This is a genomic window from Chlorobium sp. KB01, assembly GCF_001975465.1.
In the GTDB taxonomy this organism is placed as follows: Bacteria; Bacteroidota; Chlorobiia; order Chlorobiales; family Chlorobiaceae; genus Chlorobium.
This window is the reverse complement of record NZ_MPJE01000045.1, coordinates 18,917-43,641: the sequence shown is the minus strand read 5'-3', so window position 1 is coordinate 43,641 and position 24,725 is coordinate 18,917. Positions and strand designations below refer to the sequence as shown.

Below are 24,725 nucleotides of genomic sequence, written 5' to 3'. Positions count from 1 at the left end.
ATTCCCTGAGCATAATCCGCTGCTCGTTTGTTGCAAAACCGGTTTTGAGAGAGGAGCGGCAGCGTCATTGATGCTGTGATTGTGCTCGCTGATTATAAAATAAACCAAAATATATATAAACTTTCAAAGTTCACGCTGTCGTTATACGCAACCAATACGCCGCACCTGCCATTATTTTATACCTTTTCCATAAATATTGTTATACAGACCATATTTTCAGCATCAATTTTGTGCAAAGTGATCTATTTTTTATGCTGATACAAGCGGAGTGAGATGGCCGGGCAATGAGCAGATTTTGCTTTGTATGCTTCTCCTCCCTTGCCCATCGTAGTACGGTAACTGCCGTTTAATGCTGAAGGTCAAGAAGTGATGAATTTAAGTGGTTATTGTGCATTCTGAACTGATAAACCCCCTGAACCTGCTCCATGCCACTTAATCTCTACACAAGCAACCGGATGGAAGTTCTGGTTGCTGCTCTTGGCGATACGCTTGGCAAGCCGTTGACCTCTGCATTGCAGAGCGAGATGATCGTTCTGCAGAGCAGGGGTATGCAGCGCTGGCTTTCAATGGAGCTTGCCAGTCGTTTCGGAGTCTGGGCCAATGGTCACTATCCCTTTCCAAATGCAATGGTTACCGGGTTGTTTGAGTGTATGCAGCTCGATCAACCTGACAGTTCATCGTTTTCAAAGGAGGTGATGACCTGGAAAATTATCCGTCTTCTCGGGGAGATGACAGAGCTTGAGGTTTTCAGGCCGCTTCAAACCTATCTTGCCGATGACCGGAACGGTCTGAAATGCTTCCAGCTTGCCGGTAAAATTGCCGATACCTTTGACCAGTACACCCTTTTTCGCTCCGACCTGCTTGCAGGCTGGGAGGTGATGGAGGATTCCGGGGCCGGGGAGTGGCAGGCGGTACTGTGGCGTAAGCTGGTGGATGAGGCTTCCGGAAAACACCGGGGGAGCCTGAAGGATGAGTTCTGCAGAAAGATCAGAAGCCGCCAGGGTCACGTTGCCCGCTTTCCTGAACGGATCGCTTTTTTCGGTATCTCCTCTCTTCCCGGATTTTATCTGGAGATGCTCTCTGCGGTTTCGGAAATCGTTGACGTCAATCTTTTTATCCTGAGCCCTACAAAGGAGTACTGGGGTGATATTGTCTCCAGAAGAAGGGTTGCCGGGATGCCTGCTGCCGAAAAGGCGTTGCATACCGAAGGCAATCCGCTGCTTGCTTCACTTGGCACCATTGGCCGCGATTTTTCCGGGATGGTTCTTGAGCTGAACGATGATGCCGTCGTAGAGGAGGAGCTCTATGTTGATCCGGGAGAGGATTCGCTTCTCCATCTCGTGCAGTCAGATATGCTCAATCTCGCTGATGCGGGATCGGATGGCGTACGGCGTAAGGTTGATGCAGTGGATCGCTCCGTGCAGATTCACTCCTGTCACAGCCCGCTCAGAGAGATTGAGGTTTTGCATGATAACCTGCTGTTCATGCTTGACGAACTGCCCGGTCTCAAACCCAGAGATATCCTTGTGATGCTGACGGATGTTGAAGCCTACTCTTCATATATTTCAACGGTTTTTGGCCGGAGCGGAGAGGGGGTTCCGGCTCTGCCATACACCATCGCCGATCGCACGTTTCTCAATGAGGGTGAGATTGCTTCATCGATGCTCAAACTGCTCGATATCGAGGGGAGCCGCATGACGGCGCCGCAGCTCTTTGACCTGCTCTCCACTCCACCGGTGAGCCGAAGATTCAACCTTGAAGAGAGCGGCCTGGAAACCATACGGGAGTGGATTGAGGAAACGAACATCAGGTGGGGTATCAACGAATCGGACCGGGAGGCAAGGGATCTTCCCGCATACCGGGAGAACTCGTGGCGGGCCGGTCTTGACCGTCTCCTTCTGGGCTGCGCCATGCCGGAGAGCGGCGAGCTGTTTGCAGGAATTCTTCCCTGTGAAGATATGGAGGGAGGGGTTATTGAACTGCTCGGAATCCTTGCCGGTTTTATCGATTCCATTGAAAGGCTTGCAATCCGGATCAGGAGTGCGCGTACTCTTGAAGAGTGGCAGGAGTTCTTTCTTGCCATGCTCAATGAGTTTATCAAGGCCGATGAGGAGTCCGAAAGAGAACTTGCGGCCATTCATGGCGTGGTGAACACAATCAGCGACTTTGGCCCGAAATCCCGTTTTACAGGGGAGGTTCAGCCTGCGGTGATGCTTTCCTGGATGCGGATGAATCTTGAACAGGAGGAGCACGGTCTGGGGTTTATGACCGGAGCAATAACCTTCTGCTCCATGCTGCCGATGCGGAGCATTCCTTTCAGGGTTATTGCCATGCTGGGCATGAATGACGGGGCATTTCCACGTCAGGATCGTTCTCCGGGCTTCGACCTTATCGCCAGGGAGCCCCGCCGGGGGGATCGCTCGAAACGGAGCGAGGACCGATACCTTTTTCTTGAAACACTCCTTTCCGCCCGTGATCGGCTTTACCTGAGCTATGTGGGTCAGAGTGTTCGTGATAACAGTGAAATTCCCCCCTCCGTGCTCATAAGCGAACTGCTCGATGCCATAGAGCGGGGGTTCCTCTTTTCCGGCAATGAGCGTGCTGAAAAGCGCCTTGTTGTCCGCCATCGCCTCCAGGCCTTCAATGCGGCATATTTTACCAAGGGGTCACCTCTTTTCAGTTATTCACGGGAGAACTTTCAGGCGCTTGCGGGTTTTGCTTCAGCAGGCAGTAGCTCCGTTCCCTTTATTGATGAGCCGATAGAGGTGCTCTCCGAAGAGCATAAAACCGTTTCCCTTGACCGGTTGATCCGTTTTTATGATAACCCGGCGGCGTTTTTTCTTTCCGAACGCCTCGGGATACGATTCGGAGGGTCAATCAAGCCGCTTGAAGAGCGGGAACCCTTCTCTGTCGGCGGGCTTGACGGCTATTATATGAAGCAGGAGCTGCTCGGCGAGGAGCTTCAGGGAGGCAATCCCGAACGTCTGCTGCCGATTTTTCGCGCCAGAGGTCTCCTTCCTCCTGCCCGGAACGGCGAGATGGTGTTCCGGAAGATGGTTGATGAGGTAAAGGCCTTTGGCGGAGTGGTGCGAAAGAAAACCGGAGGAGGAGCGCCTCTTGCCCCGCTCAATGCAGAGCTTCAGCTTGGTACTTTCCGGCTCACCGGTTCTCTTGAGCGGCTTTCCGCCTCCTGCCGGATGCAGGTGCGCTGTGCATCCATGAAGCCGAGAGATCAGATACGGAGCTGGATTGAACATCTGGTGCTCAATGTCGTTGCACCGGAGGGTTACCCGCATGAGAGTGTGCTGGTGATGCAGGATAAGGCAAAACGATACCGATCGGTTCAGGATGCCCCGTTGCTTCTTGAGAGAGTGCTCGACTACTTCTGGGAGGGTCAGAGAGAGCCGCTGCCATTTTTTCCGGGGGCATCGCTTGCATGGGCCGGAAAATATGGAGAGGATGATGCCATCCGGTTTGAAGCGGCTGACACAGCGTGGAGTGCGGGTTACCTCTCAAGCGGTGAGGGTGCCGATCCGGCAATTCAGCGATGCTTCGGTTCCGAGCCCCCGTTCACTGATCGTTTCAGAACCATCGCCGATGAGCTGCTTCTTCCCATGCTGGCCAGTGGAGAAAGGGCATGAGTATGAAAAAGCTTGAACTCGGCAGTGTTGAACTTGCCGGAATGAATCTTATCGAAGCCAGTGCCGGTACAGGAAAGACCTATGCCATCGCATCGCTCTATCTTCGCCTTCTTCTGGAGTCCTGGCTGCTGCCGGAGCAGATCCTTGTGGTGACCTATACCGAAGCCGCTACGCAGGAGCTTCGCTCAAGGATTCGAAGCCGGATACGCGAGGGGCTGGATGTTCTGGAGGGAGCCGGCACCGGTGATCCCTTCCTGACCGAGATCTCAACGAGAGCCCGGGAGGCCGGAACCGGAAGGGAGAAGGGGGTGCTCGAACAGGCTCTTGCCGCTTTCGATACGGCCGCGATATTTACCATTCACGGCTTCTCCCTGCGAGCCCTGCAGGAGAATGCCTTTGAAAGCGGTTCGCTCTATGACACCGAGCTTGTAACTGATGAGAGTGAACTGTTGCGGGAGATTGTCGATGACTTCTGGCGGCACCATTTTTTTTCTGACACTCCGGATCTTCTCGGTTTTGTCCTGCAGCAGAAGAGCTCTCCCGAGAGCTTCATGAAACTCCTCAAAGGGGTGCACGCTTCGGGAGGTGGTGAGATTGTTCCGCAATTCACTCCGATGGAGATTCTGTCGATCGAACAGAGATGCATGCAGCGCTTCAACGAGATTTCAGATCTCTGGCGGGATGAGGCGCTGAATGTGCAGCTTCTGCTTCAGACCGACAAGGGGCTCAGCCGCTCGGCAGATAACTATCGGGCTGATCTGCTGCCGGATCTTTTTGACTCGATGGAGCGCTTTGTACGCTCTGCAAATCCCTATGACCTCTTCACCGGCTTCGGGAAGTTCACAGAGAGCGGGCTTGCGGGAGGCACCAAACCCAAAGGCAGTGCTCCTCAGCATCCTCTTTTTCAGCTATGCGAATCCTTGAACGCGCTGGTTTTCGAGCGCTTTGTTGCCCTGAAGTTCGAACTGATAGTCTTTTATCACGAGAATATGCCGCTTCGCAAGAGGGCAAGGAATGTTCGTTTTTTCGATGATCTGCTTGCTGACCTTTATCATGCGCTCGACAGCGAAGAGCTGGCCTCGGTACTCCGCACGCAGTACAGGGCCGCCCTGATTGACGAGTTTCAGGATACCGATCCGGTTCAGTATGAGATTTTCAGAAAGATCTACGCTGGTTCCGGTGCGCCGCTCTTTCTGATTGGCGATCCCAAACAGGCGATCTACAGCTTTCGGGGGGCAGATATTTTTGCCTACCTGAGGGCCGCCGAAGAGGTAGAGGAGAACCGGCGCTTTACCCTGACCTCAAACTGGCGTTCCGATTCCTCACTGCTTGATGCCTTCAATACCATTTTTCATCAGCAGCGCCTCCCTTTTCTTTTTGAGGGCATTGTCTATCATCCGCTCACTCCCGGAGAGAGCCGGGAGGCGTCCGGTGCTGTTGAACGCCAGGAGGGTGCAGGGGAGCGGCCGATGCAGATCTGCCTGATGGATCCCGGAAATGAGAGCGGCACCTTTACGACCGGCAGTGCGGAGCGTTTTGCCGCCGAGGCCTGCGCATCTGAAATTGAGCAACTGCTCTCTGACGGTTTCAACGGGAGCTCCTTTCCTCCGGATTGTTCCCTGAATGCCGGCGACATTGCCGTTATTGTCCGTACGCACCGTCAGGCTCGCATGGTGCAATCAACACTGCGCTCAAGGGGAATTTCCGGAGTAATGCGGAGTGACGAGAGCATCTTTGTTTCAAGCGAGGCCGAGGAGGTTCGTATTCTGCTCGCAGCACTCTCCGATCCCGGCGCTGAAACTCTTGTGCGGACGGCTCTGGTGACCGATATCCTCGGCCTCTCGGGTAACGATATTGACCGCCTGAATCGTGATGAGACCCTCTGGATTCCCTGTCTGGAGCGCTTTCACCGTTACCATCGAATCTGGCTTGAACGGGGTTTCATGGCAATGGCCAGTGAGTTCATGAGTAATGAAGCGGTTCGCGCCCGTCTTTTACGCTTTTCCGACGGTGAACGCCGGTTGACCAACGTGCTGCACTGTTTTGAACTGCTGCATCGGGAGGCAGAGGAGCGGCGGCTTGGTATTGAAGCACTTGCATCATGGTTCAGTGAGCGGATTGCCGCAGGGGAGAGTGCCGACGAGTACCAGATACGACTTGAAAGCGATGAGGCGGCAGTCAGAATTGTCACTGTTCATGTGAGCAAGGGACTTGAGTATCCGGTTGTGTTCGCGCCATTCCTCTTCGGCGGGATCAATGCCGGAAAGGATGTTGTACAGTTCCATGATGAAAAGGGAAAGCTGGTAAAGGATTTCGGTTCAGGCACCATTGCTGAGAACCGGAGTGCTGCCGAAAAAGAGGCCTTGGCTGAAAACCTCAGGCTTCTCTATGTTGCACTGACAAGGGCAAAGTACCGATGCTATCTTTTCAGTGCCAGAGTTGTTGACGGACGGAAAAAAGAGAGCACACTCCTCTCACCATTGACCTATCTGTTTCACGCCTCGGAAGAGGCAAAACGTTCGCCCGTGCTTGTGAGGGCGGTAACCGAATCGATACGCGCTCTCGGTGCCGGGGAGATGGCCATGCAGCTCACCGCGCTTGCAGAAGCCTCCGGGGGTTCGATAGGGGTTCGCACGATTGAAGCGGCTCAAGCTCTGCCCATGAAGCACCTTCCCGCTTCTGGCGGAGAGGAGATGTATACTCCTGTGGTGCACTCCTTCAGAGGTCAGATCGAACGTCTATGGCGGGTTTCGAGTTTCACCTCCTTCAGCCGTCATGAGCCTAAAGCGGCTGAACTTCCTGACCGGGATGATCGGGAGGGGGCAATGGTGCAGGCCGTGCCACAGCTGAATGGAGAGCGGAGCATTTTTTCGTTTCCACGCGGAGCGGGAGCGGGGATCATGATGCACTCAATATTTGAAAAGCTTGATTTTGCCTCACCCTCCGGGGAGTCGATAGCGCTCCTTGCTGAGCAGAGTCTCGCCCGACACGGGTATGCAGGGGAGTGGCTCCCTGTTCTTTTACGGATGATCACCGACACCCTCAACACTCCGCTCTCTACGGGAAACGGCTTTTTCACGCTGGGCGCTCTCAAGCCCCGAAGCTGGGTAACGGAGCTGGAGTTTTTCTTTCCGCTCAGGCAGGTGAGCGCCAAAGCGCTCGGTGAAGTGCTGAAGCGTTATTGCGCCTGTTCAGAAGGTGTTGATCTTCTCTCCGTTGCAGGAGTGCTCGATTTCAGGGAGGTCAAGGGGATGCTTATGGGGTTCATCGATATGGTGTTCGAGCATGAGGGACGCTACTATCTGCTTGACTGGAAATCGAACCATCTTGGCAATAGTGTTGAAGAGTACCGCAGTGACTCCTTGAGAAGAGCCATGCAGGAGAATCTCTATCCGCTCCAGTATCTGCTCTATATCGTAGCGTTGAACCGTTATCTTGCTCTTCGGGTGGCAGGCTATACCTACGCTTCACATTTCGGAGGGGTCATCTACATTTTTTTGCGCGGGGTCAGCCCGCAAGAGGGGGAGTCAGCCGGGTTTTTCCGGGACCTGCCCTCCGCCGGGCTGATTGAGGCATTGACGGATATTCTTATTGAAGACGGGGAGGATGAACGGTGAACAGAGAGTTTCATGAACGGTTGATTGACCGCCAATTTGCCCGGTTTATCTCTGGTATTGCCGGAAACGATGAGGAGTTGTTTGCCCTGCTGGTTTCCATGGCAAGCAATGCTCCCGGAAACGGTCATATATGCCTCAATCTTGAAGATCTTGCCGGAGAGAGCCTCACCGTTGAGGGGAAAAACTTTGATCTTCCCGCTCTCTCCGGGTTGAGAGAGCTCTTGATGCATGCCTCTACAACAGGGGTTCCGGGGCAGTTTCGTCCTCTTATACTTGACACAAAAAATCGCCTCTATCTCTATCGTTATTGGCGATATGAGCATGATCTTGCCGTTGCACTTCTTGAAAAGGCGGAAGGTACGGCAGGGAGTGTCGATGAGGAGCTTCTTGCAGAATCACTTGAGCGCCTCTTCACTGACGCCCTGCCAGGGGAGGAGAACCGGCAAAAAGCAGCCGCAGCAATAGCCCTTCGTCGGCAGCTCTGCATTATTTCCGGGGGACCGGGCACCGGCAAGACATCGACCGTGGTCAGGATTCTTGCCTTGCTGCTTATGCAGGAGGGGGGGCTGAATCTGCGCATTGCCATGGCTGCTCCTACAGGCAAGGCCGCAGCAAGACTCAGGGCTTCGGTGAGCGATATCCGTCGTGATCTTGACTGTTCCGAGAGTGTCAGGAGTGCCATCCCCGAGAGCGTTGTTACCATTCACCGTCTTCTCGGAACAGCTTTCCGTTCACACAGTTTCCGTTATGGAGCCTCAAACCGGCTCCCTTATGATCTTGTCATCGTGGATGAGGCCTCCATGATTGCATTGCCTCTGATGCATGCTCTTCTCCAAGCACTCAGGCCGGGAGCCCGCCTCATCCTGCTTGGCGACAGGGACCAGCTCGCCTCGGTTGAGGCGGGGGCCGTGCTTGGTGATATCTGCACTGCCGGAGAGATGAACGCTGCTTCGCCGCTTGGCCGCTCAATGGTGATGCTGAAAAAAAATTTCCGCTTCAGCGAGAAGAGCGGTATCGGAGAGCTGAGCCGACTGATCAATGTCGGCAGAGGGCAGGATGCCATGCATCTCTTGAAAAGCAGTCCACCGGGTACGCTCTCATGGCAACAGCTCACCTCCCGTGAAGAGCTGAACAGAGCGCTGCCCGAAAAGATTGTTGATGGATATCGAAGCTACACCGAAGCTACGACACCTGCAGAGGCGCTTGAGCGGTTCGAACGTTTCAGGATAGTATGTGCGCTTCGCGACGGTCCGTTTGGTGTCAGCGGCCTCAACGGGGATATTGAGAGGATTCTTCGCCGTGCGAATCTGATTTCCGCTACCGGACCGGACTACCGGTGCAGGCCTCTTCTGGTTACAGCTAATGATCACAGACTTCAGCTTTTCAATGGAGATACCGGAATTCTTTTTCCCGATCCGGAGAGTCAGGGTGAGCTGCGTGCATTTTTTCCCGCGGCTGAGGGGGGAATGCGAAAGCTGGCTCCCGTAAGAGTTCCGGAGCATGAGACCGCATTTGCCATGACCGTTCACAAGAGCCAGGGTTCCGAGTTCGAGAGGGTTCTGTTGATTCTCCCTCCGGCACGCTCCGATATTCTTACCAGAGAACTGCTCTATACCGCAATAACAAGGGCGCGATCCGGTGTAGAGATCTGGGGAGATGAAGCGCTCTTTACTTCAGCTGTCAGCCAAAAGAGTGTGCGCAACTCGGGACTGACCGATGCGCTCCTGCATGAGGAAAAGGGGGAAGAGTGGAAACGGTTGTTGATGATGACATAAAGAAATGCGCTTTTTTCTGAACAATAAACATCACGCGAGATGAACGACATTCTGTTTATTGCCGGCATTACAGCTTTTGTCATGTTCTGCTCGATCTTTTGCATGATGATGGTCCGCTGGCGTTTCGGGGAGGCGGAACTCTCAAAGCATAATGATGTCGCAGGTTTTATCTATTCCGTTGTCGGGGTTATCTATGCTGTCCTTCTGGCTTTTGTTGTGATTGTGGAGTGGGAGTTGTATCGGGATGCAGAGTCAAGGGTGCATGAAGAGGTTCGCTACATGGCATCGGTATTCAGAGATGTAAGGGTTTTCAGCGGAAGGCCGGAGGCTGTTGCGATCCAGGAGGAGATCATCACCTACACTACACGGGTTATCAATGAGGAGTGGCCGATGATGGCTGAAGGCAATTCAAGTCCTGAAGCACTCCGCTCCGTTCACCGGATATTTGATTTCACTCTGCAGCTCAGACCGCAGAATGAATATGAGAGCATCTGGTACCGGGAGATTGTTTCAAACCTCAATGATTTCAGCGATGCAAGAAACCAGAGAATTCTGGCCGGAAAGGAGGGGGTAATTCCGCCATTTATGTGGAGTGTCATGATTATCGGCGGTATAGTCACCATCGGTTTCAGTTTTCTTTTCGGCACAAGTAACTCCATGGCACAGTCATTGATGGTCGGCGCTCTTGCCTGTATCATTACGCTGGTACTGCTGGTGATTGTTGCGTTTGACAATCCGTACCAGGGGATCATCAGGGTCAAGTCTGAACCATTTATTGAACAGCTGGCGCATTTCAAGGGGTATCTGTGCCAGTGAAGCGGTTCATTATTCGATGGTGTAATGATGTCGGGCCGGAGGAGGAGCGAAGGGCAGAGCGTCTCAATGCATCAGAAGGAAGAGATCTCCCCTGATGCATTGAGAGCGGAGCGGAGATTAAAACTTGTAGGCCAATCCGAGAGAGATAACTGGGTAGTACTTCAAACTTTTGATGTTACTCTCAAGATCGGTGATCTCTTTGGCAAGATTGGTTTTGAAGGTAGCGTCCGTGGCAATAGGGCCGCTTGCCGCAAGCGAAACGCCTGGTGTTCCCTGAAAGACGACACCAAGGTCAAGTGCTATGGAGAGGTCGCTGTCAGTGCCGACAGCATTTCCCCAGCCGATTCCGGCATAGGGAGCAACGTTGTTGAAGGTAACATCACCGCTGAGTGTGGCAATCTGCGCAGCGGTATAGGATGTTCCTCCAATGGTGTAGGTGCCCTGGGGGGCGCCGGTAGCATTCACCTTGTTGCGGTTGATTACGGCACCCGATGAGAGTCTGAAACCTGATTCATCAAACGGATGCCAGTCGAGCAGCAGCGGAATGGATTGCAGCTTCAGGGTGTAATCATATTTGATATCGCTCTCTGTTTTACTTCCGTCATAGTTCAGGGCGTTAAATCCCGCCCTTGCATTGATGGAGGAGGTAAGGCCGACGGTGACTTCAGCACCCAGCCCTAAGGTTCCGCCTTTGAGTGTCCCGGCGACATCACCGGTATCGGCGAATGCAGCAGGAGAGAGGCATAAAGAGAGCAGACTCCCAAGCACTGCCCGTTTCATCACTCTTTTTTTCATGATCGTAACGGTTATGTTTGAAAGATGAGTATTGTTGGTTTTAGCTCATTGTCATCGCTGTTATCACAGGAGCCGATATCCCCGCAAGGATGAAGCGGGGGATATCAGGATGGCTCGCTATCGATACTGGCGCTTTTCTGCTTTATGCCCGAATAGACATCAAACAGGCGAACAGCACCGGCAAACCGTTTTTCGTAGTAGTTCTGTTTGAGCTGGTCTTCGGTAATCCCCTTGGTAAGGGAGGAGTGAACAAAGGTATCATTGCCGATAAAGATGCCGACATGGTTGATACGGCTGCCGGATGTCTGGAAAAACACAAGATCGCCGGGTTGCAGCTCATTTTTTGCGATTTTATTGCCGATTGCGGCCATCTCTCTTGAAGAACGGGGGAGCTCCATGTTGAAGACCTTGCTGAACATGAAACGAACGAAACCCGAACAGTCAAAACCTGCGGGAGTCTGACCGCCGGAACGGTAGCGGGTTCCGAAATACTGGGTGACATGGACAAAAAATTTCTGCATGGTACTCGAAATCCTGCAGGTTTGCTCGCATTTCTGATCCGGCACCTGCCGTTGAGCGATGTCGGAAGTGACCTCGCTACGAGCCGTTGACGGCAGCTGCACAGCGGCAACGGTGACGCTGAGGAGAGCAATACGCAGTAATCTGGAGAATGTGTTCAGGGGGAAAATCACACGAAACGGTGAGCGCTTACTCTGTTCAGGTGGCATACGCGATAGCCTTTTATTTTAGGTTAAGATGCGGCTGTCTTGCTGATAAAGTGCATATTTTTAATTATAAGCATATATCAGCAAAGATTCTAACGTTTTAGCGAATGCGGAGGAATATTTTTTAACTGTTCCGATAAAGGGTATCGCTTTTCATAGAGGTGAGCAGCCCGACAAAAATGAGCGGAGTACAGAAGCCGGAGGCCCGACCGGGCGGGAGCGACACGGGAAAGGGGTTTCAGAACAAAAAAAAAGAGGTGGCATGAATGGATAGTACCCTCTTTTCGTTATCCAAAAAGAGCAAAACGACGTAAACTCCTGATCGGCGACAGGCGTGTGTCTGCCTGACAGGAGCGATCAGGGCGTAACAGGTGAAACTCTATGCGATACAGGGATCAGCGCTATGTATAAAGAGAAGAGAGAACCGGGCTCTCTCGGTATTGTCATCACCGGAGGCAGCAAAGGGTTGGGCTATGCTTTTGCGGAAGCATTTCTTTCGGCCGGAGACCGGGTCGTTCTCTGCGGGCGCAATCAGGAGCGACTGGAGCGGGCAATCTGCTCCCTGAACAAATCCTTCCCGGAACGTGAGGTTTACGGGTTCCGTTGTGATGTTGCCGATCCGGCAGATGTAAGGAGTTTTGCCGGGTTTGCCGCCGGGCGCCTCGGTCAGGTAGACCGATGGATCAACAACGCCGGAACTGCGGGCCGCCTGAAGCGTCCGTTATGGGAGCTGGAGCTGCCCGATATCCTTGAGACATCAGCAACCAATATGAGCGGTTCGCTTCTGCTCTGTGCTGAAGCGGTCCGGCTTATGGATCGTCAGCCCCTGTCAGGCGAAGCGCGCTATCATATCTTCAATATGGGTTTTTCTTCTCCCGGAGCCGCATTTTCCCGAAGTGCTGTTCCTCACAAGGCATCGAAAAGGGGGGTGGCGGAGTTAACCCGTTTTCTTGCAAAAGAGTTGAAAAGCGCAGGAAAAACAGGTATCGGCGTTCATGAATTAAGCCCCGGTCCGGTATTGACGGACCTTTTGCTCGTCGATGCACCGGCTTCGTCGCAGCGGATTCTGAAACTCATTGCTGAAGAGCCGGAAAGGGTTGCCGCGGTACTGGTGCCGAAAATCCGTAATGTAAGAGACCCTGATGGAGAGCTCCGCTACCGGCCGCTTGCGTTTACCCTGTTGAAGCTCATAGCCGGTATGTCGAAGTCAACCACCGTATAAACTGGTTTGCAGGACGTGCTGAAGTATTGGTCAAAACAGGCATCTGTTCCTGCAGGGTTTTAAATGGAGATAAAATTTCATATTTTCAAGGCCATGAAAACGGCAAGTTAAAAGCAGTTTCAACCTTTTTTCATCCACTCCAATGAAACATCTGCTTCCTTATCTGCTCACTTTTTTTCTTCTTCTCTCCGGCTGTTCTGGTAAAACAGATGAAAAACAGGGGAAAGAGAGCTCATCGGGTGATAAACTGCAGGTTGGACTTGTTTTTGACATAGGCGGAAGAGGGGATAAATCATTCAATGATTCAGCATACAATGGTCTGGAAATGGCCAAAAAAAAGCATGGTATTACGTTTCTCTATGTTGAACCACAGGGAGAGGGAGCTGATCGTGAAGCAGCGCTGCGCCAGATGGCTTCGGATCCGGATATTGATCTGGTAATCGGTGTCGGTCTGCTTTTCAGTGATGATATCACAAGGATTGCGGCTGAATTCCCGGACAAGAAATTTGCATGTATCGATTATATCAGCAAGCCTGGAGCAGCTATTCCTCCTAATCTCCAGGGAATTGTCTTTGAGGAGAAGAAGGGCTCATACCTTGCAGGCGTGCTGGCGGGACTGGCGAGCAAAACAAAAACAGTCGGTTTTATTGGCGGAATGGAGTCTTCGGTTATTAAAAAATTCGAGACCGGTTTTATTGCGGGTGTTCATGCGGTTGATCCAGGTGTCAAGGTTATTTCCGGCTATATCGGTATGACCGGGAGCGCCTTTGCCAACCCCTCAAAGGGAAAGGAGCTGGCTCTTGGCCAGTTTGCAAGGGGCGCCGATATCATCTATGAAGCTGCCGGAGCGAGCGGTCTTGGCGTCATTGAAGCTGCCCGAGAGACGAGGAAGCTTGTTATCTGCACTGACAGGGATCAGGAGCCGGATGCTCCGGGTTTTGTGTTGAGCAGCATGATCAAGGCTGTCGATCGTGCTGTTCTGAAAACGGTTGAGCGTGCTCTTGATGGCTCGTTCAAAGGCGGATCGGTTGCTGTTTTCGGACTGGCCGACCGCTATACCGATTACGTCTACAATGAGAAGAATTCAGCTCTGATCGGAGCGGCAAATCATGAAAAAGTAGAGACTCTTCGTAATAAAATCGTGAGCGGCGAAATTTCAGTTGATGAGAACGGTACCGTACAGTGAGGAGCAGCACAAAAAACGCTTCCGGAATGGCCGGTTATCAGCATTGTGCAGAACAGAGAAATGAAGGTTTGTTAATTATTTTGAAGCGTTTGATTCGTGAATAAAAAAATTCTGGTAACCGGAGCTACCGGTTTCATTGGTTCCCGTCTTGTTATCAAGCTTGCAGCCTCATCTGATGAAATCTTTGTCCTTGTCAGAAAAACTTCTGATTTGACTTCACTCTCTGATGTCCTGGATCGCATTCATCTTATCTATGGCGATATAACAGACAGCGACTCGATTAATGAGGCGATGAAGGGGATCGATCTTGTCTATCATACTGCGGGCCTTACCTATATGGGCGACAAGAAAAATGCACTGCTTTACAAAATCAATGTTGACGGGACGAAAAATATTCTGCGCGCTGCCCTTGCTAACGGAGTTAAACGGGTTATTCATGTCAGCTCCATAACGGCCGTCGGCATAGCATTTGACAAAAAACCGGTGAACGAATCGGTTGTCTGGAATTTTGACTCCATCAGCCTGGAGTATGCCAGAACGAAACATATCGCTGAAGTTGAGGTGGCAACTGCCGTCAAAAAAGGACTTGACTGTGTTATTGTCAATCCCGCATTCGTCTTTGGCGCCGGTGATATAAACTTTAATGCCGGACGTATAATCAAGGATGTCTACAACCGGAAACTCCCTTTCTACCCGCTTGGCGGCATCTGTGTTGTCGATGTTGAAATTGTGGCCGAGACCATCATCGCGGCGATGGAAAAAGGGCGAACGGGCGAGCGCTACATTATCGGGGGGGAAAATGTCTCCTACAAGCAGCTGGCCGACACGATTTCAAGAATTACCGGAGCGCCGAAAATCCATTTTCCGCTGCCCTTCTGGATGGCGAGGATACTGAAGTCGATTCTTGATCTGTACAAGAATAAAAACAGTATCTCGAAGCTCTTCAACCTCTCCATGTTCAGGGTTGCATCCGAGTATCTCTATTTTGATTCATCCAAGGCAATTTGTGAGCTAAATATGCGGTTTGAGCCGCACGAACACAGTATTCGAAATGCCTATGAATGGTATCGCGATCGGAATCTGCTGTAGAGATTTGCCTGTTCAGGGTTTGCGGCAGAAGAGCATCATTCTCGGCGAAACTGTTGCTTCGAACGGGAAACCCTCATAGTCACCGGCAATCGTACTGAGTGAAAATCCCGTTTCACTCAGCATCGACGCTATCTCTTCTCTTGCATAGACTCTCACTGATTCGGTGAAGTTGAGCCTCTCTTCCGCAGGGGAGGTGATGGTGATCGTTTTGGTGATTCTTCCGTTTTCCAGACTCCTCTTCTCATTAACCGTCAGATCGCCAGCCATCCTGCATGAATGCGGAACAAGCGTCCGCTCAAGATGGATGGGATTGATCAGATCGAGCACATACCATCCTCCGCTCTTCAACGCGTCATATACCCTTTGAAGAACCAGCATGTCCTCCTCTTTGGCGGTGAAGTAACCGAAACTGGTGAAGAGCTGTACCACAAGATCAAAGCGCTCCTGCTCCTTGATCTCCCTCATATCGCAGCCGGTAAGCTGCACGTTGAGACAGCCGCTCGCTGCCTCTTTTCTGGCTTCTTCAAGCAGAAAAGGGGAGAGATCGTTTCCGGTTACCGGGTAGCCGAGACGGGCAAATTCAAGGGCGTGACGGCCGGCTCCGCAGGCAATATCAAGGACGGAAACCGAGTGACAGGGCTTACGGTCAAGTTCTGTCAGAGAGAGAATGGTGTGGATGCAGCGTTCGGCCTCATCCCTGTTTCTGTGACTGTAGAGCTGTAGGTAGAAGGGATGGTTAAACCACTCCTCGAACCACGCTGATGGATTTTCTGTTCCCTGCATATCGGAACTCTCGGGTATGGCGGTGAAAAAGAGACGGGAAAAGGAGGGAGTGCAGGGCATCAAATGCAATGCCCTGAACTGATCTGCCGGGCAATTATTTTGCGTAATCGCTGATGGCTTTTGCCAGAATAGGCTGTTCATTCTCGCCATTCGGGATTCTGACATGTTTTTCAACGAATTTCCATGCATTGCTCTTTTCTGATTTTACGGAAAAAACAAGCTTGGCCATTTTGAAGTCGCTGACACCGGTTTTTTTGCCTTTATCTCCAAACGTTTGTTTCTTTGCCATGACGTGTGCGTTAGTTCTTGTTGTTAATACTCGGTACTAAAAGATTTTTCCAAAAATGAACAAGAAAGTAATGAAAATAATAACCGGAAGCAAGTAATCTGTATAAAGGAATCAGTGCAGTTACGGTTCCGAAAAGAGAAGCTTCCCCTTGTGGAATATTCCGCTGGCTTTTCCTTTCAATGTGCGATCAAGAAAGGGGGTGTTTGATGATTTGGAGTGAATCGATTCCGGGGTGCATCTCCACTCCTTTTCGGGATTGATGAAGGTGAAATTGGCAACTTCGCCCGGCGCGAAAAGAATCGGTTTGAGCTTCATGATTCTGCGCGGGTTGACCGAGAGCAGTTCAATGGCCCGAGAGATGGTGATAATCCTCTTTTCCACCAGTTCTGTCAGGGTAAGGCCAACCGATGTTTCAAGTCCGATAATGCCGAACGCAGCCTGGTCGAGGGGGCACTCTTTTTCATGTGATGCATGCGGGGCATGGTCTGTGGCAATGGCATCAATCGTACCGTCGGCAAGCCCCTGCAGAATGGCTTCAAGATTTTCCCTGGAGCCGAGCGGCGGTTTCATCAGATAGTTGCCTTTATCTTCAGCCTGAAAGAGCGACTCATCACAGAGGGTGAAATGGTGGGGTGTAACTTCACAGGTCACAGCCAGTCCATCGCGCTTTGCCTTGCGCACAAGATCAAGCGCAGCTCCGGTACTGATGTGTGCAACATGATAGCGCGGTTTTCTCAGCGGTTCATGCAGTTTGTGCTTCTGCAGGTACTCCATCAGCAGCAGGTCTCTTCCGAGGGTAATGGCTTCGGATATGTCCGGAATGCCTTTCAGGCCGAGTTGTGCTGAAAAAACACCTTCATTCATAACCGCACCCTGGGTAAGGGATTTGTCTTCGCAGTGCTGGATGATGAGGAGATCGAAGTTTGATGCATACTCAAAGGCGAGCCGCATGATCTGACTGCTCTGAATAGCCGTTCCGTCATCGGATACGGCCGTTACGCCATAGGATCGGAACTTTCCGAAAGGGGCAAGATGCTCGCCGCGGCTCTCAACAGTCATCGCGCCGACAACTTCAAGATCTACCGCCAGATTTGCGGCGTGATGACGGATATAGGCGACGCCAAGCGGACTGTCTATAACCGGTTTTGTGTTCGGCATCAGGGCGACTCCGGTAAAACCTCCGGCAGCTGCGGCTTCCGAACCGCTTTCAAGCGTCTCCTTGTACTCCTGTCCGGGTTCACGGAAATGGCAGTGCATATCAAAAAGGCCCGGAGCGAGAATCTGGTCCCGAAGGTCAACAATCCGGTCTTCGGGTGAAGAGGGAAGCGTCTCATTATCGAAGGCGAGCGCTTCAATGATACCCTCATCGGAGACCTTTATGGTTCCGGTGCGATCAAGCTTTTCAAGAGGATTGAGCAGACGGGCCTGCTGAAAAATATAACTCATGGTTCCGGTTCAATAATTTACTGGTGTCAGATAACGTTGGCTTGCAGTTCGGCAACCACCTCAAGGCTTCCGGCTCCCGGTCGGGAAACCCGGCATGTCAGTGCATCACCAGGCCTGACGGCGCCTACTCCTGCGGGTGTTCCTGTAAAAACAAGATCACCGCTTCTTAATCCGTAAAGATACGACAAATAATGAATAAGCATGGCCGGGGGATGGAGCATTTCTGAAACCGCCCCCTGTTGTACCAGCTTGCCGTTCAGCTCCAGCGAAATTTCAAGATCGGGAGGAAATTGTGTTTCGGTGAAGGGAACAAAATCGGAAATCAGGGCGCTTTTACGGAACCCTTTGCTTTTGAGCCACGGGTTGCCCGATTTTTTGGTCGAGAGCTGTTCGTCACGCAGGGTCATATCAAGTCCGGCACCAAATCCGCTGATACAGGTTACAGCCTCCTCAATGGAGCAGCCATCGGTTGATTTGCCGACAAGCAGCACCAGTTCCGCCTCATAATGCATGTTTTCAGAAAGCGGTCTGCCATGAAAAACAGGTATGGTAATCATGCCGTCAGTTTCAAGGGCAGTAGGTGGCTTCATAAAGATAATCGGTTCCTCACTTTGCCGGCTCTGAGCTATCATTGCCGCTGCTTCGAGCTGCTGCATCTCAAGGGCATGATCGGAATAGTTTTTCCCGACACAATAGATGGCGCCGGGATGAATGGAGTTTCGGGGGATCAGGTTTTCCACGCGTTCACCAGGTTGGGATTGTGATGCTGTTGTCTGCTCTCTATGGCTTTCCGGGCGCCCTTTCCTGGGGAGTAGGGCATGCAGGAAAGAACACTATTTTATTATTTTACATTTTATAATGTAGCTGATCTGTTCCATATTATTGGAAAAGAATCATGAAGAGTGAGGGGTGGACCCCTCCCGGCTGTCGGGAGAGCGCTGTAGCAGCAGAAAAAGAAGCGACAAGAGCCCTGATGGCGGAGAGGAGAGGAGCGATCTCTGCAGAGCGCAGGCGTATCATGAGCGAAACCATTTCCGCTCATGTGCTCTCTCTGCCGGAGGTTATGAGTGCCCGTCTTATTGATCTCTATATTCCTCTGCCCGCTCATCCGGAGGTGAACACCTGGCCGCTTGTTGAAGCGTTGACACTCCTCGATAAACAGCTTGCTGTTCCGGTTGTGCAGGATCAGGAGCTCTGTTCAGCGCTCTACCGGAAAGGGGAACCCCTGAGGGGTGCAAGATTCGGCCAGCCGGAGCCCGAGGTGTTGGTGAAGGCTGATGAAGCGATGCTTGATGTTGTGCTTATACCGCTGCTTGCTTTTGACAGAAGCGGATATCGACTTGGTTATGGCAAAGGTTTTTATGACCGGTTTCTTCACCGGCTCTCTCTGGAGGGTTTTCGCCCATTGCGTATCGGACTTGCTTTCAGTATGCAGATGATTGACACCGTGCCTCATGATTCATGGGATGAGCCCCTTGACGGAGTTGTTCATGAAGAAGGATTTATCAGATTTACATAATTTCAGGCTAATTATGCTTCAAGGCAGTGAGGTGAGCAGACCGGAGAGGGTTCAACCGGATTTTTTTGATACCGCATACTATGTCAACCGGGAGCTGAGCTGGATCTATTTCAATCAGCGGGTACTTGAAGAGGCGTTACAACCCGATTTTCACCCGCTGCTCGAAAGGGTGAAATTTATCTCGATTTTCAGCTCAAACCTTGACGAATATTTCATGATCCGGGTTGCCGGTCTTGAGGATCAGTACGAAGCCGGTATTCAGGACAGAACCATTGACGGACTTACTCCGGCACGACAGCTTGAAAAGATCCGGACAATGGTCCTGCAGCAGCTCAGCCAGAGAAATGAGTGCTTCTATAATGACCTCATTCCGGCGCTGAAACGCGAGGGTATTGAGTTTCTGCGTTTTTCCGGACTCTCTGTATCCCAGAAGGAGGTGTTGCGTCACTATTTTCGAAAGGAGATATTTCCGGTACTCACCCCGCTTGCTTTCGATACCGGGCACCCCTTTCCCTTCATGTCCAATCTTTCATTGAATCTTGCCATCGAGCTGGAGGACGAAGAGAACCGGGCGCTGAAGTTTGCCCGGGTGAAGGTTCCGAGCATTCTGCCGCGCTTGCTCCGCCTGAATGATATCGAGGGATTTGAAGCGGGCGATGATATCATCCGCTTTATCTGGCTTGAAGATCTCATCGAGAATAATCTGGAACAGCTCTTTCCGGAAATGAGGATTATCCAGTCACATCTCTTCCGGCTGATTCGTGATGCGGATATTGAAATTGAGGAGGATGAAGCCGGTGACCTCCTTGAAACCATAGAGCAGGGTCTGCTGTCACGCAGGTATGGAAAGGTTGTGCGGCTCGATATCACTCCCGATATGCCGCAGTCGGTCAGAAAGCTGCTGATGAAAAATCTTGAGGTGACTTCGCGCAATGTTTACGAGATTGGCGGAGTGCTCGGTCTGGGTTGTCTCATTGATCTGTTGAAGATTGACAGGCCTGAACTCAAGGATGAACCGTTTGTTCCCTATAACCGGGTTGAAGAGGAGTACGGAGAGGATCTGTTCGGAGCCATCAAGGCAAAGGATCAGCTGCTCCATCACCCCTATGATTCATTTCAGCCGGTTGTTGATTTTATCAACCAGGCCGCAGTGGATCCCGATGTGCTCTCCATAAAGCAGACACTTTACCGGGTAGGCGGCAACTCTCCGATTGTCAAGGCACTGATGAAGGCGGCTGAAGAGGGTAAACAGGTGGCTGTACTTGTGGAGTTGAAGGCCAGGTTTGATGAAGAGAACAATATTGTCTGGGCAAGGGCACTTGAAGATGTCGGTGCGCATGTTGTCTATGGTCTTCCCGGCCTGAAGACCCATGCCAAGCTCACCATGATTGTGCGCCGTGAGCAGCACCGCCTGAAACGCTATCTCCATCTTGGTACGGGAAATTATAATCCGGTAACAGGAAAAATCTATACCGACTACTCACTCTTTACGGTTAATGAGCGTCTTGCCAATGATATTGCCGAACTCTTCAACGCCCTGACCGGGTACTCCCGGCACACCGGATATAAAAAGTTGCTTGTCTCACCGATCAACACCAGAAAACGGATCATTGAACTGATTGAGCGGGAGGCAGAGTGGAGCCGGAAATCGGACAGGGGGAGAATCATCATGCAAATGAATGCCCTTGTCGATGCGCAGACCATACGCGCACTCTATAAAGCATCCTGTGAAGGGGTGAAGATCGATCTCATTATCCGTGGTATCTGCTGTCTTAAGCCCGGCATTCCGGGAGTGAGCGAACATATCCGCGTTATCAGTGTTACGGGACGCTTTCTTGAGCACAGCCGGGCCTACTATTTTTATAATGGAGGCAGGGCGGAACTCTTTTTGGGCAGTGCCGATCTTATGCCGAGAAATCTTGATCACCGGGTCGAGACACTCTTTCCGGTTTTTGACAAAGCATGCATCCGTTCGGTTAAATCCGATCTTGACCTGATTCTCTCTGATAATGTCAAGGCCTGGCAGATGCAGGCCGACGGTACCTACTCGCTTGTTGATAATGATGCGCCGGAAATCAACAGTCAGTCACTCTTTTTAAGCCGATCTACCATCAAAAAAACATCGTTTAAATTTAAAGTCAAAGAATTATGAAAATAGCAGTAGCAAGTGATCATGCCGGTTTTGAATCAAAAAAAACCGTTGTCGCATGGCTTGAAAAGCATGGTTATGCGTGCAGTGATATGGGCCCGTATAATGAAGAGTCTGTCGACTACCCGGATTTTGCCCGTAAAGTTGCACAAGGGGTTGCAGCAGGTGAGTTTGATCAGGGTGTTCTGCTCTGTGGCACCGGCATCGGAGTTTCCATAGCTGCCAATAAAGTGAAGGGTATTCGTGCCGCCCTTGCCTGTAACCCTGAATTTGCAACCCTTGCCCGGCAGCATAACAATGCCAATATTATCTGTTTTTCCGCCCGCTTCTCCGATAAAGCGACAATTGAACAAAGCCTTCAGAACTGGTTTGCCGCAGAATTTGAGGGGGGACGCCATGAACGCAGAGTTGAAAAAATTGAACCATGCTGTTGAGTGAGTGCATAGAGCGCCGTCTTGATACTACCTATCCGTTTTTCACGGATGATGCTCCGGCGTCTGAAGTTTACGCCCGTATGCGTCAGGGGGAGCTTGCGTCTGCGCCGGTACTCCATGAGGGAAAGGTCTGCGCTATGGTTACGATTCCGGATCTTGTGACGGCAGTCCAGTCGAAAAAAACAGCTGCGCTCTCGCTGCGCGATCTCGCGCTGCCGGAGCAGGGCGGTATCGGAGTTCATGAGCATCTCTTTGACATTTTTCCAGGAGCGCTCCTCTTTCCCGGAACGATAATTCCGGTTACCCGTGATGACGGCAGTTACGCCGGAACGATTGAAAAAAAGGTGGTTCTTGAGAAAATTGCAGAGGTGTTTCATCTCGGAGAGGAGAGCCTGACGCTTGAGCTTGACGTGCCCTCCTCCGGCCTGAAGCTCTCCGAGGTCATAGCCTCAATTGAGAATAATGATGCCACCGTTCTCAGCAGTGGCCTCTACCACGCCGATTCAGAAGGGGAGGGGATGATTGTCACCTTCAGGGTTCTGACGCATGACTGGTTCCGTCTGGTGCAGAACATGGGGAAATACGGCTATTCGATCCGCTACTCAACTCCGCTCTCCGATGAGGGCGAGGATGAGATGAGAGAAAAGGCATTGGAGTTTATCCGTCTCATGGATATGTAGGGCACAGCTATAAATCTGTTCCGCAATGTGATTGCTGCGTTGGGTGGTGCTCGATATCCTCATGTACTACGAGTACACTCTGGTATCTGCGCTCCATTCGCCTTGCACTCAAACTGCTCACGACGATTTTTAGCGGTGCCCTTTTGCATATACAGCGATGGGCCACTAACGACAGGCTCCTGATCTCTTGCGTTATCGTTACTTCGGAACAAAGTAATAGAGATGCCTAAGCGTAGTGGCGCACCGCGGCCATCACCACCCCCTGAATGCGAAAGTCCATATCAGCGGTAATGGCTATCGGAGGGTAGCGCTTGTTTTCAGGCATCAGGGAGATGGTGCCGGTATTGCTGATGCAGAGCGTTTTGACGGTTACCTCACCGTTTATGCAGGCAACCACCACCTGGCCGTCCCGTGCGGTCGTTCTCGCCTCAACCATAAGGAGATCTCCCGGCATGATGCCGATATCAACCATGCTGTCACCGTTGACCTTCAGGGCATAGATATTCTTTTTACCCTGGGCCCATGATGCCGGCATATCAAGGTACTCTTCGATTTCATCCGAAGCGGGATCAGGCATCCCTGCCGGAACCGCAGAGCTGTAGAGCGGCACTTTGGCAAGCGAGGGACTTTCAGGCTCGATCGTGTTGATGACGAACTGCTGCATCTGCTTTTCAAGCATGGTGATTCTCCTGCTGAATTCATCAGGGGAGATCCCGCTCTCTTCCGGTTTTTTCAGCATGGATCCCTCCCCGGAGAGGAGCCACTCCGGATTGAGGGGGAACTCCTGGCATATTGAGATCAAAACAGAGGCTTTGGTGCCGCCCTTGTCATTTTCAATTTCAGATACCCTGTTGCCGGAGAGACCTATTTTTTCGCCAAACTCCTCCTGGCGAAGACCGAAGTGATCACGCACCGATTTGATGCGGGTACCGAGAGAGCAAGCTTGTTCCATGGTTGTGCGAGTCTGTGAAATTACCGCGGCTATTATCGGAATATCGATAAAAATTTAGAATAAATCACTATAACCCGAGCATTTCCCTCTCTCCCGCCTCCCGAATCCTCTCCGACCTCTTCTCCTTAATCCATCAGCCAGCATTCAATATTCAGAATCTCCTCATGCCTTTTGGTAGAGTTAGTCGAGAACATCCCGTAGCACAATAGAGTGTTTTTTGGTGCCTTTGTATCGGTTTTTTATTGGCGATTGAAATCGAAGGTCGTATCGTATTTCAGATGGTCAATCAATAGAAATCATAGTATGGACAAAGTTACCTTATTACCGAAATACCAGGTGGTTATTCCCTTGAGAGTAAGGGAGTCAATGAAGTTAAAACCTGGCCAGAAGCTGCAGGTTATATACAGTATGGCGATCGTATTGAGCTGGTGCCGCAGAAAAAGATATCCACAATGCGGGGATTTCTTAAGGGTATATCGAGAGATGTTGAAAGGGAGGAGGAGATTGCTTGAATTTTTTGCTGATGGGCAAAATGCAGATATTTTTGCCGGGCCGCTAAGGGATATCGAAACGGTCCTGGTCCCTTCGACACGCCACTATGAAGTTTTCAAGGTAGTTCTGAGGCAACGAAACGAATCTGATGCCATGCAGGCGGAGAGGTTTACGCTGAGACTCTTCTTTTAGGCTTTTGAGCCGGGACTCCATACAGCATTCCTTCAGCACTGATGTCCTCATCGATTTCTGGCCAATGGATGCCAATACCGTCAGCAATGATCTCAAAGTTGTTTCTCTGCTCCGTTGAAGCTTCCGATAAGCGCCATGACCATGTCAGCGGGACGCTGATCGTTCGCCCGTCATCAAGTGTTGCTGCAATTACTTCTCGGGTGATTTTAACCGCCCTGATTCTTGGCTCGTTATTGACCGCAGTGTTCATACCAGTAACTTTTTATGATGTTGCTTTCAATCCGAATAATCTTGTAGATCGTATTGAGTTCTTTTGAAGCAAAGCCATGATTATTGGCCAATGAAAGAGGCTCTACCCAGAATTTACAGATATTGTTTCCTTTGCTCACGTGTACATGCATTGGCTCGTTACAATCAAAGCTAAAGAAAAAGAATCGAAATCCATTCGACAGCTCTCTAATCGTTGGCATGGCTGTTAATTTGACGGCTCATGATTTTGTGTTTAAGGGTAATTTACGGATTTATTTCGCAGAATGCATAAGCAAGAGCGTTATGGTTGAAACGCAGGGCGCCGTTATAAGCAGCAGTAAAAACAGTGAAAGCTCTGCACGCAGGGGGATTGTTATCGGTATCTACGGGAAGTACAGTAAATCATGAACGTCCCGGAGTTTCATGAACGTCCCGGAGTTTCACAGGACATGAAGAGTGGAGCATTTGAAAAACAGGATATCCAGCGTTTCGCCACCAAAATCGGCACGCACCCGGCGATTGTTGCCGGAAGACTGGCCAACCGTGGGGTGATGAAACAGCATATCGGTAATGTGTACGGATTTTATAAAAAAGTTGAACTAAAGGGTTGAAGCCGGGAGTAAAGAAGGCAAATCAGAACTTGGAGCTTTTGATTCCGGCATCAATCCGACCAA

At 51.2% G+C, this 24,725-nt stretch carries 21 protein-coding genes and 1 pseudogene; 13 read left to right on the top strand and 9 right to left on the bottom strand.

Annotated features, from left to right (window positions below; genetic code table 11):
- The first annotated feature begins 425 nt into the window (after nucleotides 1–425).
- Genes recC through BOO20_RS05000 form a run of 4 tightly spaced genes read left to right on the top strand, consistent with a single transcriptional unit; the run spans nucleotide 426 to nucleotide 9,849 of the window.
- The gene (gene recC / locus BOO20_RS05015) at nucleotides 426–3,641 is read left to right on the top strand and encodes an exodeoxyribonuclease V subunit gamma (protein WP_076791061.1); all 3,216 of its coding nucleotides are present in this window, start codon (nucleotides 426–428) and stop codon (nucleotides 3,639–3,641) included.
- Nucleotides 3,638–7,258: an exodeoxyribonuclease V subunit beta gene (gene recB, locus BOO20_RS05010; protein WP_076791060.1), complete on the top strand. Its 3,621-nt coding sequence runs from the start codon at nucleotides 3,638–3,640 to the stop codon at nucleotides 7,256–7,258. The genes recC and recB overlap by 4 nt, the downstream gene beginning before the upstream one ends.
- Nucleotides 7,255–9,033, top strand: coding sequence for an exodeoxyribonuclease V subunit alpha (recD, locus tag BOO20_RS05005; protein WP_076791058.1), 1,779 nt, complete (start codon nucleotides 7,255–7,257; stop codon nucleotides 9,031–9,033). The genes recB and recD overlap by 4 nt, the downstream gene beginning before the upstream one ends.
- Before the next feature lie 39 nt (nucleotides 9,034–9,072).
- Nucleotides 9,073–9,849: a DUF4239 domain-containing protein gene (locus BOO20_RS05000; protein ID WP_076791056.1), complete on the top strand. Its 777-nt coding sequence runs from the start codon at nucleotides 9,073–9,075 to the stop codon at nucleotides 9,847–9,849.
- Between the two features lie 117 nt (nucleotides 9,850–9,966).
- Here the strand turns inward: BOO20_RS05000 and BOO20_RS04995 are convergent, their stop codons facing one another.
- Nucleotides 9,967–10,644, bottom strand: coding sequence for a hypothetical protein (locus BOO20_RS04995; RefSeq protein WP_083694561.1), 678 nt, complete (start codon nucleotides 10,642–10,644; stop codon nucleotides 9,967–9,969).
- Nucleotides 10,645–10,748: 104 nt separating this feature from the next.
- Complete coding sequence (locus tag BOO20_RS12720) at nucleotides 10,749–11,165, bottom strand: C40 family peptidase (RefSeq protein WP_233120886.1); 417 nt, start codon at nucleotides 11,163–11,165, stop codon at nucleotides 10,749–10,751.
- 607 nt (nucleotides 11,166–11,772) lie between these two features.
- Here BOO20_RS12720 and BOO20_RS04985 point away from each other — a divergent pair.
- The 3 genes from BOO20_RS04985 (at nucleotide 11,773) to BOO20_RS04975 (ending at nucleotide 14,866) form a co-directional block, all read left to right on the top strand.
- On the top strand, nucleotides 11,773–12,591 hold the full coding sequence (locus BOO20_RS04985) for an SDR family oxidoreductase (RefSeq protein ID WP_076791055.1): 819 nt from the start codon (nucleotides 11,773–11,775) through the stop codon (nucleotides 12,589–12,591).
- Between the two features lie 142 nt (nucleotides 12,592–12,733).
- Complete coding sequence (locus BOO20_RS04980) at nucleotides 12,734–13,777, top strand: BMP family protein (protein ID WP_076791053.1); 1,044 nt, start codon at nucleotides 12,734–12,736, stop codon at nucleotides 13,775–13,777.
- A gap of 96 nt (nucleotides 13,778–13,873) precedes the next feature.
- Complete coding sequence (locus tag BOO20_RS04975; protein WP_076791051.1) at nucleotides 13,874–14,866, top strand: SDR family oxidoreductase; 993 nt, start codon at nucleotides 13,874–13,876, stop codon at nucleotides 14,864–14,866.
- 12 nt (nucleotides 14,867–14,878) lie between these two features.
- Here the strand turns inward: BOO20_RS04975 and BOO20_RS04970 are convergent, their stop codons facing one another.
- The 4 genes from BOO20_RS04970 to BOO20_RS04955 all read right to left on the bottom strand — a co-directional run bounded on the left by BOO20_RS04970 (nucleotide 14,879) and on the right by BOO20_RS04955 (nucleotide 18,124).
- On the bottom strand, nucleotides 14,879–15,649 hold the full coding sequence (locus BOO20_RS04970; protein WP_076791115.1) for a bifunctional 2-polyprenyl-6-hydroxyphenol methylase/3-demethylubiquinol 3-O-methyltransferase UbiG: 771 nt from the start codon (nucleotides 15,647–15,649) through the stop codon (nucleotides 14,879–14,881).
- Nucleotides 15,650–15,743: 94 nt separating this feature from the next.
- Nucleotides 15,744–15,938, bottom strand: a complete 195-nt coding sequence (locus BOO20_RS04965) for a hypothetical protein (protein ID WP_006366652.1) — start codon at nucleotides 15,936–15,938, stop codon at nucleotides 15,744–15,746.
- 120 nt (nucleotides 15,939–16,058) lie between these two features.
- Nucleotides 16,059–17,384 carry a dihydroorotase gene (locus BOO20_RS04960; RefSeq protein WP_076791049.1) on the bottom strand — a complete coding sequence of 442 codons (1,326 nt, stop codon included), beginning with the start codon at nucleotides 17,382–17,384 and terminating at the stop codon, nucleotides 16,059–16,061.
- 26 nt (nucleotides 17,385–17,410) lie between these two features.
- Nucleotides 17,411–18,124: a fumarylacetoacetate hydrolase family protein gene (locus BOO20_RS04955; RefSeq protein WP_076791048.1), complete on the bottom strand. Its 714-nt coding sequence runs from the start codon at nucleotides 18,122–18,124 to the stop codon at nucleotides 17,411–17,413.
- Between the two features lie 155 nt (nucleotides 18,125–18,279).
- On the opposite strand from BOO20_RS04955, the gene BOO20_RS04950 reads away from it, so the two are divergent.
- From BOO20_RS04950 to BOO20_RS04935, 4 genes are read left to right on the top strand one after another with little or no spacing between them, the layout of a single operon-like run.
- Nucleotides 18,280–18,903, top strand: coding sequence for a 5-formyltetrahydrofolate cyclo-ligase (locus BOO20_RS04950; protein ID WP_076791046.1), 624 nt, complete (start codon nucleotides 18,280–18,282; stop codon nucleotides 18,901–18,903).
- A gap of 13 nt (nucleotides 18,904–18,916) precedes the next feature.
- The gene (gene ppk1 / locus BOO20_RS04945; RefSeq protein ID WP_076791044.1) at nucleotides 18,917–21,055 is read left to right on the top strand and encodes a polyphosphate kinase 1; all 2,139 of its coding nucleotides are present in this window, start codon (nucleotides 18,917–18,919) and stop codon (nucleotides 21,053–21,055) included.
- Entirely contained in the window at nucleotides 21,052–21,486 is a 435-nt protein-coding gene (gene rpiB, locus BOO20_RS04940; RefSeq protein ID WP_076791043.1) for a ribose 5-phosphate isomerase B, read from the top strand. The genes ppk1 and rpiB overlap by 4 nt, the downstream gene beginning before the upstream one ends.
- On the top strand, nucleotides 21,477–22,166 hold the full coding sequence (locus BOO20_RS04935) for a CBS domain-containing protein (RefSeq protein ID WP_076791041.1): 690 nt from the start codon (nucleotides 21,477–21,479) through the stop codon (nucleotides 22,164–22,166). Before rpiB ends, BOO20_RS04935 begins: the two co-directional genes overlap by 10 nt.
- A gap of 226 nt (nucleotides 22,167–22,392) precedes the next feature.
- On the opposite strand, the gene BOO20_RS04930 is transcribed toward BOO20_RS04935, so the two are convergent.
- Nucleotides 22,393–23,118, bottom strand: coding sequence for a S24 family peptidase (locus tag BOO20_RS04930; protein ID WP_076791039.1), 726 nt, complete (start codon nucleotides 23,116–23,118; stop codon nucleotides 22,393–22,395).
- Between the two features lie 303 nt (nucleotides 23,119–23,421).
- Between BOO20_RS04930 and BOO20_RS13335 the strand changes: the two are divergent.
- Nucleotides 23,422–23,630 (top strand): annotated as a pseudogene (locus BOO20_RS13335) (AbrB/MazE/SpoVT family DNA-binding domain-containing protein).
- A 149-nt stretch (nucleotides 23,631–23,779) separates the two neighbouring features.
- On the opposite strand, the gene BOO20_RS04915 reads toward BOO20_RS13335, so the two are convergent.
- Together BOO20_RS04915 and BOO20_RS04910 are read right to left on the bottom strand one after the other, a co-directional pair.
- Nucleotides 23,780–24,052, bottom strand: coding sequence for a DUF2442 domain-containing protein (locus BOO20_RS04915; protein WP_040433479.1), 273 nt, complete (start codon nucleotides 24,050–24,052; stop codon nucleotides 23,780–23,782).
- Complete coding sequence (locus BOO20_RS04910) at nucleotides 24,033–24,203, bottom strand: DUF4160 domain-containing protein (protein ID WP_232209783.1); 171 nt, start codon at nucleotides 24,201–24,203, stop codon at nucleotides 24,033–24,035. The genes BOO20_RS04915 and BOO20_RS04910 overlap by 20 nt, the downstream gene beginning before the upstream one ends.
- 252 nt (nucleotides 24,204–24,455) lie before the next feature.
- Here BOO20_RS04910 and BOO20_RS04900 point away from each other — a divergent pair, with 252 nt between their 5' ends.
- On the top strand, nucleotides 24,456–24,662 hold the full coding sequence (locus tag BOO20_RS04900) for a hypothetical protein (RefSeq protein WP_076791032.1): 207 nt from the start codon (nucleotides 24,456–24,458) through the stop codon (nucleotides 24,660–24,662).
- Nucleotides 24,663–24,725 lie beyond the last annotated feature (63 nt).

Bases quoted from the DNA above. Each gene is read 5' to 3' on its own strand.
- BOO20_RS04935 (WP_076791041.1), top strand. From the start codon at position 21,477: ATGCTGTTGAGTGAGTGCATAGAGCGCCGTCTTGATACTACCTATCCG.
- recC (WP_076791061.1), top strand. From the start codon at position 426: ATGCCACTTAATCTCTACACAAGCAACCGGATGGAAGTTCTGGTTGCT.
- BOO20_RS04965 (WP_006366652.1), bottom strand. From the start codon at position 15,938: ATGGCAAAGAAACAAACGTTTGGAGATAAAGGCAAAAAAACCGGTGTC.
- BOO20_RS04980 (WP_076791053.1), top strand. From the start codon at position 12,734: ATGAAACATCTGCTTCCTTATCTGCTCACTTTTTTTCTTCTTCTCTCC.
- BOO20_RS05000 (WP_076791056.1), top strand. From the start codon at position 9,073: ATGAACGACATTCTGTTTATTGCCGGCATTACAGCTTTTGTCATGTTC.
- ppk1 (WP_076791044.1), top strand. From the start codon at position 18,917: ATGCTTCAAGGCAGTGAGGTGAGCAGACCGGAGAGGGTTCAACCGGAT.
- BOO20_RS04915 (WP_040433479.1), bottom strand. From the start codon at position 24,052: ATGAACACTGCGGTCAATAACGAGCCAAGAATCAGGGCGGTTAAAATC.
- BOO20_RS04995 (WP_083694561.1), bottom strand. From the start codon at position 10,644: ATGAAAAAAAGAGTGATGAAACGGGCAGTGCTTGGGAGTCTGCTCTCT.
- BOO20_RS04960 (WP_076791049.1), bottom strand. From the start codon at position 17,384: ATGAGTTATATTTTTCAGCAGGCCCGTCTGCTCAATCCTCTTGAAAAG.
- recB (WP_076791060.1), top strand. From the start codon at position 3,638: ATGAGTATGAAAAAGCTTGAACTCGGCAGTGTTGAACTTGCCGGAATG.
- BOO20_RS04910 (WP_232209783.1), bottom strand. From the start codon at position 24,203: ATGCATGTACACGTGAGCAAAGGAAACAATATCTGTAAATTCTGGGTA.
- BOO20_RS04985 (WP_076791055.1), top strand. From the start codon at position 11,773: ATGTATAAAGAGAAGAGAGAACCGGGCTCTCTCGGTATTGTCATCACC.
- BOO20_RS04900 (WP_076791032.1), top strand. From the start codon at position 24,456: ATGAACGTCCCGGAGTTTCATGAACGTCCCGGAGTTTCACAGGACATG.
- BOO20_RS04950 (WP_076791046.1), top strand. From the start codon at position 18,280: ATGAAGAGTGAGGGGTGGACCCCTCCCGGCTGTCGGGAGAGCGCTGTA.
- BOO20_RS04930 (WP_076791039.1), bottom strand. From the start codon at position 23,118: ATGGAACAAGCTTGCTCTCTCGGTACCCGCATCAAATCGGTGCGTGAT.
- BOO20_RS12720 (WP_233120886.1), bottom strand. From the start codon at position 11,165: ATGCAGAAATTTTTTGTCCATGTCACCCAGTATTTCGGAACCCGCTAC.
- rpiB (WP_076791043.1), top strand. From the start codon at position 21,052: ATGAAAATAGCAGTAGCAAGTGATCATGCCGGTTTTGAATCAAAAAAA.
- BOO20_RS04970 (WP_076791115.1), bottom strand. From the start codon at position 15,649: ATGCAGGGAACAGAAAATCCATCAGCGTGGTTCGAGGAGTGGTTTAAC.